This is a genomic window from Pseudomonas kairouanensis (genome assembly GCF_004682055.1).
GTDB lineage: Bacteria > Pseudomonadota > Gammaproteobacteria > Pseudomonadales > Pseudomonadaceae > Aquipseudomonas > Aquipseudomonas kairouanensis.
The window spans coordinates 1-13,996 of record NZ_QUZU01000035.1 but is presented as its reverse complement, the minus strand read 5'-3'; the positions used below and the strand labels follow the sequence as shown (position 1 = coordinate 13,996).

12 protein-coding genes are annotated in these 13,996 nt (G+C 59.6%); 2 read left to right on the top strand and 10 right to left on the bottom strand.

Going from position 1 to position 13,996, the window contains the following annotated elements:
• Positions 1-14 precede the first annotated feature (14 nt).
• Both ctaD and coxB read right to left on the bottom strand, forming a co-directional pair.
• Complete coding sequence (ctaD, locus tag DYL59_RS22960; RefSeq protein WP_105521415.1) at positions 15-1,601, bottom strand: cytochrome c oxidase subunit I; 1,587 nt, start codon at positions 1,599-1,601, stop codon at positions 15-17.
• Between the two features lie 58 nt (positions 1,602-1,659).
• Positions 1,660-2,787, bottom strand: a complete 1,128-nt coding sequence (gene coxB, locus DYL59_RS22955; RefSeq protein WP_135291229.1) for a cytochrome c oxidase subunit II — start codon at positions 2,785-2,787, stop codon at positions 1,660-1,662.
• Between the two features lie 367 nt (positions 2,788-3,154).
• On the opposite strand from coxB, the gene DYL59_RS22950 reads away from it, so the two are divergent.
• Positions 3,155-3,802, top strand: a complete 648-nt coding sequence (locus DYL59_RS22950) for a hypothetical protein (RefSeq protein ID WP_135291228.1) — start codon at positions 3,155-3,157, stop codon at positions 3,800-3,802.
• A gap of 131 nt (positions 3,803-3,933) precedes the next feature.
• Here the strand turns inward: DYL59_RS22950 and DYL59_RS22945 are convergent, their stop codons facing one another.
• The 3 genes from DYL59_RS22945 to DYL59_RS22935 form a co-directional block, all read right to left on the bottom strand.
• Entirely contained in the window at positions 3,934-5,469 is a 1,536-nt protein-coding gene (locus tag DYL59_RS22945) for a SulP family inorganic anion transporter (RefSeq protein ID WP_135291227.1), read from the bottom strand.
• An 85-nt stretch (positions 5,470-5,554) separates the two neighbouring features.
• Entirely contained in the window at positions 5,555-6,286 is a 732-nt protein-coding gene (locus tag DYL59_RS22940; RefSeq protein ID WP_135291226.1) for a carbonic anhydrase, read from the bottom strand.
• Between the two features lie 227 nt (positions 6,287-6,513).
• Positions 6,514-7,572, bottom strand: coding sequence for a PA0069 family radical SAM protein (locus DYL59_RS22935; RefSeq protein ID WP_135291225.1), 1,059 nt, complete (start codon positions 7,570-7,572; stop codon positions 6,514-6,516).
• A gap of 247 nt (positions 7,573-7,819) precedes the next feature.
• Between DYL59_RS22935 and DYL59_RS22930 the strand changes: the two genes are divergently transcribed.
• Positions 7,820-8,068, top strand: coding sequence for a hypothetical protein (locus DYL59_RS22930; protein ID WP_135291224.1), 249 nt, complete (start codon positions 7,820-7,822; stop codon positions 8,066-8,068).
• A 118-nt stretch (positions 8,069-8,186) separates the two neighbouring features.
• On the opposite strand, the gene DYL59_RS22925 is transcribed toward DYL59_RS22930, so the two are convergent.
• The 5 genes from DYL59_RS22925 to DYL59_RS22905 form a co-directional block, all read right to left on the bottom strand.
• Positions 8,187-9,467, bottom strand: a complete 1,281-nt coding sequence (locus DYL59_RS22925; protein ID WP_135291223.1) for a cytochrome c — start codon at positions 9,465-9,467, stop codon at positions 8,187-8,189.
• A 12-nt stretch (positions 9,468-9,479) separates the two neighbouring features.
• Positions 9,480-11,264: a GMC family oxidoreductase gene (locus DYL59_RS22920; RefSeq protein WP_135291222.1), complete on the bottom strand. Its 1,785-nt coding sequence runs from the start codon at positions 11,262-11,264 to the stop codon at positions 9,480-9,482.
• Between the two features lie 2 nt (positions 11,265-11,266).
• A complete protein-coding gene (locus DYL59_RS22915) occupies positions 11,267-12,019 on the bottom strand; it encodes a gluconate 2-dehydrogenase subunit 3 family protein (protein WP_135291221.1) in 753 nt (250 codons plus the stop codon).
• 188 nt (positions 12,020-12,207) lie between these two features.
• Positions 12,208-12,483 (bottom strand): YheV family putative zinc ribbon protein, encoded by a 276-nt coding sequence (locus tag DYL59_RS22910; RefSeq protein ID WP_017528719.1) that lies wholly within the window; start codon positions 12,481-12,483, stop codon positions 12,208-12,210.
• On the bottom strand, positions 12,480-13,996 hold a 1,517-nt coding region (locus DYL59_RS22905; RefSeq protein WP_135291220.1), incomplete at its 5' end, for a M3 family metallopeptidase. The genes DYL59_RS22905 and DYL59_RS22910, both read right to left, overlap by 4 nt.

Below are 13,996 nucleotides of genomic sequence, written 5' to 3'. Positions count from 1 at the left end.
GCCCCATAGAGTGTTCATTTCACCTCCGGCGGCGTAGTAAACGTGTGATACGGCGCAGGCGACGGCACACTCCACTCCAACCCCTCAGCCCCATCCCACGGCTTGGCCGGTGCCGGCGGGCCGCCACGAATGCACTTGATCACGATAAACAGGAAGAAGATCTGCGTAGCGCCAAACATGAAGGCGCCAATCGACGACACCATGTTGAAGTCGGCGAACTGCAGGTTGTAGTCAGGCACCCGGCGCGGCATGCCCGCCAGCCCCACGAAGTGCATCGGGAAGAACGCCATGTTCATGCCCACGAAAGACAGCCAGAAGTGCAGCTTGCCCAGGGTTTCGTCGTACATGTGGCCGGTCCATTTCGGCAGCCAGTAGTAGGCCGAGGCGAAGATGCCAAAGATCGCACCGGGCACCAGTACGTAATGGAAGTGCGCCACCACAAAGTAGGTGTCGTGGTACTGGAAGTCCGCCGGGGCAATCGCCAGCATCAGCCCGGAAAAACCGCCGATAGTGAACAAAATCACGAACGCCACCGCGAACAACATTGGCGTCTCGAAGGTCAGCGAGCCTTGCCACATGGTGCTGACCCAGTTGAACACTTTCACCCCAGTGGGCACGGCGATCAGCAGCGTGGCGTACATGAAGAACAACTCGCCCACCAGCGGGATGCCCACCACGAACATATGGTGCGCCCACACGATGAACGACAGGAACGCGATGCTCGCCGTGGCGTAGACCATCGAGGTATAGCCGAACAGCGGCTTGCGCGAGAAGGTGGGGATGATCGAGCTGACGGCGCCAAAGGCCGGCAGGATCATGATGTACACCTCGGGGTGGCCGAAAAACCAGAACACATGCTGGAACAGCACCGGGTCACCGCCGCCGGCTGCACTGAAGAAGCTGGTGCCGAAGTGGATGTCCATCAGCATCATGGTCACGCAGCCCGCCAGCACCGGCATTACCGCGATCAGCAGGAACGCGGTGATCAACCAGGTCCACACGAACAGTGGCATTTTCATCAGGGTCATGCCGGGCGCGCGCAGGTTGAGGATGGTGGCGACGACGTTGATCGCACCCATGATCGAACTGATGCCCATCAGGTGGATGGCAAAGATGAAGAAGGTCACGCTTTCCGGCGCGTAGGTGGTGGAGAGCGGGGCGTAGAAGGTCCAACCGAAGTTCGGCCCCCCACCTGGACTGAACAATGTGGACACCAGCAACAGGAACGCCGCGGGTAACAGCCAAAAACTGAAGTTGTTCATGCGCGGCAGTGCCATGTCCGGCGCGCCGATCATCAGCGGGATCATCCAGTTGGCCAGGCCGACAAACGCGGGCATCACCGCGCCGAACACCATGATCAGACCGTGCATGGTGGTCATCTGGTTGAAGAACGCCGGCTCCACGATCTGCAAGCCAGGCTGGAACAGCTCGGCACGGATCACCATGGCGAACGAGCCGCCCAGCAGGAACATGGCGAAGGCGAACCACAGGTACATCGTGCCGATATCTTTGTGGTTGGTAGTCAGCACCCAGCGCATCAGGCCTTTGGCGGGGCCGTGGGCATGGTCGGCGTGACCATGGTCATCGATCACAGTGCTCATGGCCGTTCTCCTGCAAGCGAGTGGGCGGGGCGGGTAAGGTTGAACGCCTTGAAATAGGTCATTTGCTTTCCGCCTGCTTGATGGCCAGCACGTCTTTAGGCGTGACCATGTCGCCTTTGTTGTTGCCCCAGGCGTTGCGCTCGTAGGTCACCACGGCGGCGATATCCACTTCCGAGAGTTGCTTACCGAAGGCGGCCATCGCGGTACCTGGCTTGCCGTGATAGACAATGCTCAGGTGATCGGCCGCAGGCCCGGTGGCGATTTTCGAGCCCTTGAGCGCCGGGAACATCGGCGGCAGGCCCTGACCCTCAGCCTGATGACAGGCGACGCAGGTGGTGTGGTAGACCTTGTCGCCACGAGCCACCAGCTCTTCGAGGGTCCACTCTTTGGAGGTCAGCTCTTTAAGCTTGGCAGCCTCTTCCTTGCGCTCGCCGAGCCAGGTGTCGTAGTCGGCCTTGGACTTGACCTCTACCACGATCGGCATGAAGCCGTGATCCTTGCCGCACAGTTCGGCGCACTGGCCACGGTAGATGCCGGGCTTCTCGATACGTGTCCACGCTTCGTTGACGAACCCTGGGATGGCGTCGCGCTTGACCGCAAAGGCCGGCACCCACCAGGAGTGGATCACGTCGGCAGCCGTTACCAGAAAGCGCACCTTGGCCCCCACCGGCAGCACCAGCGGCTGGTCGACCTCCAGCAGGTAATGCTCGCCCTTGGTGGCCTGGTTATGAATTTGTTCGGCGGGCGTGGCCAGGTTGCTGAAGAACTCCACGTCCTGCCCCAGGTATTTGTAGTGCCACTTCCACTGATAGCCGGTGACCTGGATATCGATATCCGATTCACTGCTGTCGTAGATATTGATCAGGGTCTTGGTTGCCGGAACGGCCATCGCGATCAGGATCAGCAAGGGCACTACGGTCCAGAGGATTTCCACGGTGGTGCTCTCGTGGAACTTGGCCGCCACCTGGCCCGTAGAGCGGCGGTGCAGGATCATCGACCAGAACATCGCGCCAAACACGACAATGCCGATCACCACACAGATCCAGAAAATGGTCATGTGCAGATCAAACACGGCGTGACTGACTTCTGTAGCACCTGGCGCCATATTCGTTGTCCAGGCGGCGTGCGCCTGGCCGAATACCGACCACAACAGGAGGCCCATCCAAACTTGTGGATGTCGCGTCATTGCGGGTTCCCCTTATCGTTCTTGTTATCCCGCCGGTTTGCACCTGCGTCGAAGGGAGCGGCTTCCAAACTGCTTACAACCGCTTAGCCTCACCTGCTTATGCAGTCTGGCGTCATCAGCTAATTGCGTACAAATCCGAGTATAGACAGGGTCTGCAACCCCGCAATGTGTAGGGACAAATGAGCAAAAACAGACAGGCGGAGCCAATAAAACCGGGAGCGGAATCGTTTATCCGACGAACGATGGCAATTCGATATAACGCGGGCGCATAACCATGAAATAATTATGACAAATGCGTCTTAGGCCCTCGTATAAACGAGCTACCTTATCCTCTCCCTTTTCCTACGCCTGCATCACTGGAGCCTTCATGAACACCGCCGCATTGCGCGAGCAGATTTCCCGTGCCCATCAACACGAAGCCAGCACGGGCCAGCTTGCCCAGCAACTGGAAACCCAATTGCCGCACCTGCATTCGGCCATCTCCCTGGCTGACGGTGATCGCAACATTGTCATGACCCGCTTCGTCACTGCCTACATCGACCTGGTCCCTGACCTGCTGGACGCTGCCAACGACGTGGCCCGCGAGGCCGGCATCGAAAGCCAGATCAAGCCGGTGCTGAAAATAGCCGAGCATTTCTTCCTGCAACCACCCGCTATCCTGGCTGGCCATGTAGGACTCGACGGCCTGCTGGATGAGGCCTACCTGGCCCACCGCCTGGTGGAAGAGGTCAACGACCTGTACATCAAGCACTTTGGTCAGCCGTTGATTCCGGCGGACACCACCGTGGCCAACTTGATTGCCCACCAGCTGATTGGCGAAGAATTTGCCAACCAATTGGATGAAGCGGTGCATTTGGCAGTGGACGAAATGTTGAACGAAGACAGCTTTGCGCTGGAGTCGGTCGAGGCTTACCGCGAAACGCTCAAGAGCCCGGACACGGAAGCCGCGTGGAAACGCTGGCCATGCCTGTCGCGCCAATTGGGCGTGGAGTTGGCGCTGGATCAGCCGGCCTGACTCTCCAGACCGATTAGAGAGCAAATGTGGGAGGGGGCTTGCCCCCGATAGCGCAGTGTCAGTCAGCACATCTGACACTGATACACCGCAATCGGGGGCAAGCCCCCTCCCACATTTCTGATCCGGTTTCGTCAGCCTGTTGCAGGCGCTGAGCCAATTCCAGTGGTGGTACGCACCCGACCTTCCAACCGACGCTTCAACCCTCGCGCTTCAATCACCAGCTTCGAGCCTTTCGACGCATTGGCCCGACCCCACTCCTCCAGAAGCTCCAGGCAGGAATGGTCGATGTAACTCAGGTTGTTCAGCGGTACATGCAACGTGGTACCCGCTGGCACCGTCGACAACACCTTGGTCAGCGCCGGCACTTTCAAAAAGGTCGCCGCGCCGATCAATCGCAACTCCATCTCGCCGTCCTGAGGCAGATCCACCAGGCTCACCTTCAAACGTGAAGCCTTGAGCGCCAGCTTGACCAGCGTCAGCCCGAAGCCCACCAACACGCCGGTCAGCAGGTCCGTGAAGATGATCGCCAGCGCAGTGGCCGCATAGGTAAACATTGGCATACGCCCATAGCGCCCCAACGCCTTGAACGCTTTCACATCCACCAGCTTGATCCCGGTGTACACCAACACGCCCGCCAGGCTCGCCACCGGAATGCTTTGCAGCACGCTCGACAGCAACAGCACGAATGCCAGCAGCCACAGGCCATGGAACATCGCCGACAGACGCGTGGTGGCGCCAGCCTGTACGTTGGCCGAACTGCGCACGATCACGCCCGTCATCGGCAGCGCGCCCACCAAGCCGCAGAGCATATTGCCCACACCCTGGGCGGACAGCTCCTTGTCGAAATCAGAGCGCTGGCCGCTGTGCATGCGGTCCACGGCTGCCGCAGAAAGCAGGGTTTCGGCGCTGGCGATAAAGGCCACCGCGAATGCGGCGATCAATAGCTGGGGATCGGCCAGGTTCAGCAGGTCGCTGGGGCGCAACCAATCGATGGCATCGGCCAGGTTTTCCGGGACGTCCACACGCTTGACCTGCAAGGCCAACAGCAAGCTGACCACCGTGGTCAGGCCCACGCCCAGTAACGCTCCCGGCACGAAGCGCAGCGCTTGCGGGCGCAATTTGTCCCACAGGTACATCACCAGCATCGTCGATAATCCGAGCAAGCCTGCCTGCCAACCCAGGCTCGGAATGGCTTGGGCCACTGCCGCCGGAAAGCCCGCCAGGTTATCCAGCCCCGAAGGCTTAGGCACGCCATCGAGCATCACATGGATCTGCGACAACACGATCAGCACGCCGATGCCTGCCAACATGCCATACACCACTGCTGGCGCAGTGACGCGGAACCAGCAGCCCAGGCGCAGACGCCCCGCCACCAGTTGCAGGAAACCCGCCAGCAGCAGGATCGGCCCTAGCATCAGCATGCCGTGCTGACGCACCAGCTCGAACACCAACACCGCCAAACCTGCGGCAGGGCCACTGACCTGCAAGGGCGACCCCGCCAGCCAACCCACTACCAAGCCACCGATAATGCCGGTAATCAGTCCTTTGGCCGGCGGCATGCCAGACGCGATCGCAATGCCCATGCACAGGGGCAGGGCAACCAGAAACACCACCACCGAGGCGAGCAGCTCCCGAGGTATTACAGCTTTCAATTGAGCAGCACGCATGATGACTCTCCCGAGGCATTCGCCGGGCGCGGCAAAGCCTGGCTGCATCCATGGCAGCCACCGCTTTACCCGGCAGGGAAGTGTTTTAGAAGCGCGCTTTAGGCGTCGCGGAGGGAATGGGGCCTTCGCCGCCTAACGGTCGGAACTCGGACCGATCCGCATCGTAGGCGCGGATTTCGCTGGTCTCGATGTTGTAGATCCAACCGTGGATAAACAAATGACCATTGGCCATGCGCGAAGCCACCGAAGGATGGGTGCGCAAATGTTGCAGTTGGGCGATGACGTTTTCTTCAGTCAGCACCTTCATGCTCTCGCCTTCATTGGCGCAGTCGCAATTGTCGTGGACCATGGTCTTGGCGACCTCGGCGTGCCGCAGCCAGGCCTTGACCGTGGGCATCTTCTCCAGACTGTCAGGGTTGAGCACTGCGCGCATGGCGCCGCAATCAGAGTGCCCGCAGACGATGATGTGCTGCACGCCCAGGGCCAGCACGGCGTATTCAATCGCGGTGGAAACGCCACCGTTCATCTGGCCATAGGGCGGTACCACATTGCCCACATTACGGGTTACGAACAGGTCGCCCGGGGAACTTTGGGTGATCAACTCAGGCACGATGCGCGAATCGGCACAGGTGATGAACATCGCGCGCGGGCTCTGGGCCGTGGCGAGTTTCTTGAAGAGTTCTTCCTGCTGAGGGAAGACGTCGTGATGGAAATGCAAAAAACCGTCAACGATATGCTGCAGCGCTGCATCGGCGGTTTCCGCCACCTGAGGGGCTGAAGCCGACGCAGCCAACGGCTGTTTATCCTTATCACTCATGATTCATCCTCTTGAATTAATGCAGGGGAGTGTTCAGGTCAGTTCGACGCCAGGCCAGTGGATTAGTTGTAAAACGCCACCAATCGGGCTGTCGACTCGTCAGTCACTCGCTGAGCAAGGTAACCACCGAAACTTAACTCAAACTGAATGGACCGCTCTAGAACGCGGGTTTCAGTGATATCAAAGTGAGACTATTCCTACAAGAACAGTGCGCCTTTCCGATAAGTCTACAACAATGCCATCTGTCTGCCCGGCGGACAAAACGCGGTGCAATCCAGATCGAACCCTTCTCGCCGATTCAGCCCCAGGCGCTTGATCGCCTTGCTGAATCGCTGGGCGAGCAAATCGGCAAAGGGGCCCTCACCCCGCATGCGCACGCCAAAGCGACTGTCGTACACCTCGCCGCCGCGCACCTGACGAACCAGGCTCATCACATGGGCCGCGCGCTGCGGGTAATGGGCCCCCAGCCACTCCTCGAACAAAGGCGCCACTTCCAACGGCAGGCGCAGCATCATGTATGCGGCACTTTGCGCACCGGCTGCGTGAGCCTCTGCAAGCAGGCTCTCCAACTCGCTGTCGTTGATCATCGGAATCATCGGCGAGCACAGCACGCCCACCGGGATACCCGCCTCGCGCATCACCCGTATCGCCCGCAACCGCGCCTTAGGCGCCGCCGTGCGTGGCTCCAGGATGCGCTTGAGTTCGTCGTCCAGGCTGGTGAGGCTGATCATCACCGCCACCAGCCGTTGCCGGGCCAGTTCCGTGAGCAGGTCGAGGTCGCGCAAGATCAGCGAGCCCTTGGTGATGATGGTCACGGGGTGCCGGTAGCGCAGCAGCACCTCCAGGGTTTGCCGGGTGATCCTGTATTCACGCTCTATGGGTTGGTACGGGTCGGTATTGGAGCCCAGGTTGATCGGGGCACACACGTAGCCCGGCTTCGACAATTGCTGCTCCAGCACGTCGGCGGCGTTGGTCTTGGCGATGAGCTTGGTTTCGAAATCCAGCCCTGGCGACAGGTCCCAATAGGCATGGCTGGGCCGTGCATAGCAGTAGATACAACCATGCTCACATCCACGGTAGGGATTGATTGAACGGTCGAACGGCAGGTCCGGCGAGTTGTTGCGGGTGATGATGCTCTTGGCCGTTTCGATCCGCACCTCGGTGCCCTGGGTCGGTGGCACTTCCTGATACCAGCCGTCATCCTCGGCCAGGCTGACAGTGGGCGCAAAGCGGTTATGCAGGTTGGTGGCGGTACCACGCCCACGGGGAGGCAGGGGACACGTCATGATCGAACTCCTGTGACTGTATTTATATACAGTATTCCAGAAGCCTTTGTTCGACCAGCACCGTTCGGCACTTGGCATTGCGCCAAGCACCTGTGAAAGCAGAAAACACGACAACTCAACAATGTTTAAACATATAACCATTATTCGATCAGAATTAAGAAATTATTCTTAACACAGGAAAAATGGATTCATCCAATCTACGGCCGCTATGATCTCGCTCCACTCAAGTTAAACAAATAGGTACATTATGTCTCAGGATGAACTGCGTCTTTCGTGTGAAGACTTTGAAAAAGATAACAGCCCGGAAATATTACTTGAGCGCTTTAGCAATGGTGAACTTTCCTTTGCCATGTATGCATCTTCTTCAAAGAAAGATGGCAACTACGACACGACGTCTTCGCCTACCGACCTTGACAATGATGGCGACGAAGATGAAGAGGACAAACAGCTTTTTTTGAACATGGCCAATCTTTTTGCCAAGACGTGCGGCCGTTGAATACGGACTAAAGCGGCGCTCGCAGTACTGACTCCTGCAGAGTAATTACTGAATTAAACGCCACGCCGCTATTTTTAACCGGTCTATATCAACACGTCGATATAGACCGGTCACTTTATTACTTACCTGTCACGTCTCCATTATGCACCGAACTGTCTTCACGTAACTTCGACACTTCGACAGCATTCACAGGAGCCCCCATGTTCCCCCAACTGCCACGGATGAAACTCACCACATCCGCCACTTCCTGGTCCGACAGCCGCCACGCAAACGCCGGCATGGTGAAGGTGGACGGCGCCGTGTGAGTGGCCGGCAAGGTGCCGCCCTTCAACACGATGTTGATCAACGACGTAGCGTCTGCTGTCTGCACCACCGGGTTGCCCGCCAGCGCCGGGAACACCCGCGTGTAACCATGGCCATCGGTGCGGTGGCAAGCCGCGCAGTTGTCGATATACACCGAGGCACCACGCTGACGGTCATCGCCCTTCCATAACGCTTCTGCCACTTTTTTGTCGTACTGATGCGGCGCGTCCTTCGGGTCCACCGCCGGCAAGCTCTTGAGGTAGCGCGCGATAGCGGTCAGGTCGTCCTGCGACATGTATTGCATGCTGTGCACCACCACATCGCTCATGCCACCAAACACCGCACTGCGATCGCTGCGACCGGTCTTGAGGAACTGCACCAGTTGCTCTTCGCTCCAACTGCCCAGGCCGTCCTTGTGGTCGCCGCGCAGGCTTTTTGCAATCCAGCCTTCCAACGGTGCACTGCCGGACAGAAACGCATTGCCATCGGTGGCACTCAGGGCCTTTTCCTGCATGGTCAGGGCCCGCGGCGTATGACACGCGCCGCAGTGGCCAAGGCCTTCCACCAGGTAGGCGCCACGGCTGATCACGGGGTCGGTATCGGCCACAGGCTGATGGTCCGCAACCGCTGGTGCAAACATCCAACGCCACGCCGCCAACGGCCAGCGCATGCTCAAGGGCCACGGGATGTCGCTATCCTTGTTCTCCTGAGCAACGGGCTCCACGCCCTTCATGAAGTACGCGTACAGCGCCTGCATGTCGTTTTCACTGACCCGCGCGTAAGACGGGTAGGGCATCGCTGGGTAAAGCGTACTACCGTTTTTGGCGACGCCATGGCGCACGGCTTTGTCGAAGTCCTCGAAGCTGTAGTCGCCCAGGCCCGTCTTGTCCGGGGTGATGTTGGTGGAATAGATCACGCCAATCGGCGTTTCCATCGGCAGCCCGCCGGCAAAGGGTTTACCGCCCTTGGCGGTGTGGCAAGCCACGCAGTCCCCGGCACGCGCCAGGTATTCACCCTGCTTGATCAGGTCGGTTTCTGCGGCGCTGACTGAGCAGCTGCTGAACAACGCCAGGGAGGCGATAACAAATGCTTTCATGGTCATCGCTCCTTATGCCTGAACCAGTGGGCCGGGGTTTTTCAGGTACTGCTCGCGGATCGCGCGGGCCGACCAGTAGGTCAGCGCCGCCACCAGGCCCGTAGGGTTGTAGCCCAGGCCTTGTGGGAAAGCGGACGCGCCTGGAACAAACACGTTGTGCACATCCCAGCACTGCAGGTAACGGTTCAAGGCACTGGTTTTCGGGTCGGTCCCCATGATCGCGCCACCGTTAAGGTGGGTGGTCTGGTACGACGCGGTATTGAAGTGCTCACCGACCTTTTTGCCGAGCACGGCAATGGCCTTGGGGTTCATCGCCTCGGCGACCTTACCCATTTTCTCGACCATGAAGCGGTTCATCTTGATGTCGTTTTCCTGCCAGTCGAACGTCATCCGCAACAGCGGCAGGCCGTAGGCATCACGGTACACCGGGTCCAGATCGAGGTAGTTGCCCCGGTAGGATTGATGGGCGCCATGGGCATCCATCGACACTTGGTGGGTATAGTAATCGGCAGTGGCGCGCTTCCAGGCGCTACCCCAGGCCGGCGTGCCCGGTGGGTTGGACGTACCGGCAATCGGTCGGCTGCCGGCCTGGTTGACCCACATCGGCGAGCCGCCCACAAAGCCGTGGGGCCCGTGGTCGAAGTTGTCGGCGTTGAAATCGTCCATGGCCACGCCGTTGCCGCCCGCACCGATGAAGTTGTTGGTGTGGGTGTCCTTGTCGAAGAACGCCTTGATGGTGGCCATGTTCTGGTAGGCGAAGTTCCTGCCCACCACGCCTTCATTGGTGATCGGGTCGTAGGGCTTGCCGATGCCCGACAGCAGCATCAAACGCACGTTGTGGAACTGGAATGCGCCGAGGATCACCAGGTCCGCCGGTTGCTCAATCTCACGGCCTTGGGCATCGACGTAGGTCACACCGGTGGCCTTGCTCTTGGTGCTGTCGAGGTTGACCTTGAGCACATGGGAATTGGGCCGCAACTCAAAGTTCGGCACCTGGCGCAGCGCCGGCAGGATGTTCACATTCGGCGAAGCCTTGGAGTACATGTAGCAAACGTAGCCACTGCAAAAGCCGCAGAAGTTGCACGGGCCCATCTGTGCGCCGTAGGGGTTGGTGTAGGGCCCCGAGGTATTGGCGGATGGCAGGTTGTAGGGCTTATAGCCAACATCCGCAGCGGCCTTCTGAAACAGCTGTGCGGAAACGGTGTTTTTCTGTGCTTCCAATGGGAATGGGTTGGAGCGGTCCGGCGCATAAGGGTTGCCGCCGCGGCCTTCTCCGACCAGTTGACCTTTCACGGTCCAAGCCTGGCCCGAGGTGCCGAAGACTTTTTCGGCATAGTCGAAAAACGGTTCCAGTTCTTCATAGCTCACGCCGAAGTCCTGGATGGTCATGTCCTTGGGAATGAAGTGCTTGCCGTAGCGCTCTTCGTAATGGCTGCGCATGCGCAGCTCGATCGGGTCGACACGAAAATGTACGCCGGACCAGTGCAGGCCCGCGCCGCCCACACCATTGCCCGGTAAAAACGCACCCAACTGACGGTTAGGCAGGGCAACGTCATTCACGCTATGGCGAATGGTTACCGTCTCTTTGGAAATGTCCTGGAAGAGCTTTTTACGCACGCTGTAGGTCAATTCGTCGATGACCTGGGGATAGTTGCCGTCCGGGTAGGTGTCCTGCATCGGGCCACGCTCCAGCGCTACCACGTTCAAGCCCGCTTCCGTCAGCTCCTTGGCCATGATCGCGCCGGTCCAGCCGAAACCTACGATCACCGCGTCTACTTTCTTCATGATGGTCGCCACGTTTATGCCCTCTCGCCGCGAATGGAAACGGCCGGGAAGGGGTATTGCTCGTTGCGTTCAACCCAGTCCATAAAGTCGGCGCGGGCGCCGGGGAAGCCGATCATGGTCCAGCCAACCATGCCCTTGTTGCCCCCGTGGATCGGGTCGCAGAAGAAGCCTTCCTTGGTGTTTTGCAGCAACAGGTTGAAGAAAATCTTCGGCGGCACCGCGTCGAAATGCGCAGTCACTTCGCTGCCGCCAGCTTCCAATCTGCGCAACATATCGTCTCGGGTAGCGCTGTCTTGCGCAGCAAAAGTTTTACCATTGAAGGCTTTTGACCAAGCATCCGTGGCAGCGATGCCCAGGCGGTAGATCTCCTTGGGCACCAGCTTGGACTGCCAACCCATCTCCGGCGGCGCGTCGGCATTGAACGGGCCTTGCATGAACCACAACGCGCCACTGGCGTACGGGGTGTTCATCTGGCGATCGATGTATTCCGGTGCACCGGCTTCCAAGGCGCCAGGCCCTTGGGCATCGGCGGGGATCAGTTGGGCGACGGCGGCGTTGATAAACGCCCATTCTTCGGCGGTGAAATACGTGGGCTCGTAGGCTTTGTCACTGGCCGCAGGCTGGGTGGGAGCGGCCTGGGCCGGCTCGGGTGTGGCCATCAGCATTGAGCCGCCAAGGCCGGTGCTGGCTACCGTGACCACGGGGATCAAGGTCAAGGATTTGCGCAAAAAGTCACGCCGCGGGTTGTCTTGATCTTGATCAGACATGGGGCACCTCATCATGGGGTCACGGGTTTGCCAGCCGCTTCTGGGGAGCGGCTTGGCAATCAACAGTAACAAATGATAGCAGGCTAAGGATGAAGGGAATCGTTTCAGCGACCTAAGTCGAATAAACACGGGCAAAAAAATGTGGGAGGGGGCTTGCCCCCTCCCACATTTGGTTTTGTGTATTGGCTTTAGTCTTTTTTCAACTTGGGGTTTGGGAAGAACTGCACCGCCTGAACCTTGGGATCGGCCGGGGCTTTGAGCGCCGAAGTATTGACCCGCGTGCCCAATTCCTTGGGCACCGACAAACCCTGGTCATTCAATGTGTCGGTATACCCGCACGCCACACACTCACGGTGCGGCACGCTGTCCTCGGTCCACATCTTCAACTTGTCCGGCTCGCTGCACGCCGGGCAGACCGCCCCGGCGATAAATTGCTTTTTGGTGATCACAGGCCCTTCGCTCATGCTGCCGCTTCCTCACTCAGGCCGCTGTGGCGCAAGAGGGCGTCAATCGACGGCGCACGGCCGCGGAAGTCGACGAACAGCACCATCGGTGCCTGGGAACCGCCACGGGCCAGGATGGCTTCGCGGAAGGCGCGGCCGGTTTCGGCATTGAGCACGCCTTCTTCTTCGAACTTGGAGAAGGCATCGGCGGACAACACTTCGGCCCACTTGTAGCTGTAGTAACCCGCCGCGTAACCCCCGGCAAAGATGTGCGCAAAGCTGTTGGGGAAGCGGTTGTAGGCCGGCGGGCGCATCACCGAGACTTCATCGCGAACGCCTTCGAGCACCTGGGCCACGCTGCGGCCATCGCCGTGGGTGGCGTGCAGTTCAAAGTCAAACAGCGAGAACTCCAGCTGACGCACCATCATCAGGCCGGACTGGAAGTTCTTCGCCGCGAGCATTTTTTCCAGCAGGTCCTGAGGCAGCGGTTCGCCGGTCTCGTAATGGCCGGAAATCAGCGCCAGGCCTTCGGGCTCCCAGCACCAGTTCTCCATGAACTGGCTCGGCAGCTCCACCGCATCCCAGGCCACGCCGTTGATGCCGGAGACGCCAGCGTGGTCAACGCGGGTCAGCAGGTGGTGCAGGCCATGGCCGAATTCGTGGAACAGGGTGGTGACTTCATCGTGGGTCAGCAGGGCAGGCTTGCCGCTGTCGGCCGGGGTGAAGTTGCACACCAGGTTGGCCACCGGGCTTTGCAATACGCCGTCGACCTTGCGACGACGGTCGCGGGCGCCGTCCATCCAGGCGCCGCCACGCTTGTTGGCGCGGGCGTACAGGTCAAAGAAGAAGCGGCCGACGTGCTGGCCGTTTTCCTTGATTTCAAACAGGCGGACATCCGGGTGCCAGGTATCGAAGCCCTTTTGCTCGGCGATTTCGATGCCGTACAGGCGCTGCACAATGGCGAACAGGCCGCCCAGCACCTTGTCGATGGGGAAGTAGGCGCGCAGGGCTTCCTGGGACACGCTGTAGCGCTGCTCACGCAGTTTTTCGCCGTAGAAGCCGCTGTCCCAGCTTTGCAGGTCGGCGCAACCTTGTTCGGCGGCATAGGCCTTGAGCTGTTGCAGGTCCTGGGCGGCAAACGGTTTGCTGCGCTTGGCCAGGTCGCGCAGAAAGCTCAGCACCTGGTCGCTGGACTCGGCCATCTTGGTGGCCAGGCTCAATTCGGAGAACGAGGCATAACCCAACAGCTTGGCCAGCTCCTGACGCAAATCGAGGATCTGTTCCATCACCGGGCCGTTATCGTTCTGACCGGCGTTCGGGCCTTGGTCCGACGCGCGGGTGCAGTAGGCCGCGTAGACTTCTTCACGCAGCGCGCGGTCGTGGGCGTAGGTCATCACCGCGTAGTAGCTGGGAAATTCCAGGGTGATCAGCCAGCCATCCAGATCTTTGGATTGGGCAGCGGCGGCCATCTGGGCCTTGGCCGAGTCGGTCAGGCCAGCGAGGGTGGCTTCATCGGTAACGTGTTTGGTCCAGG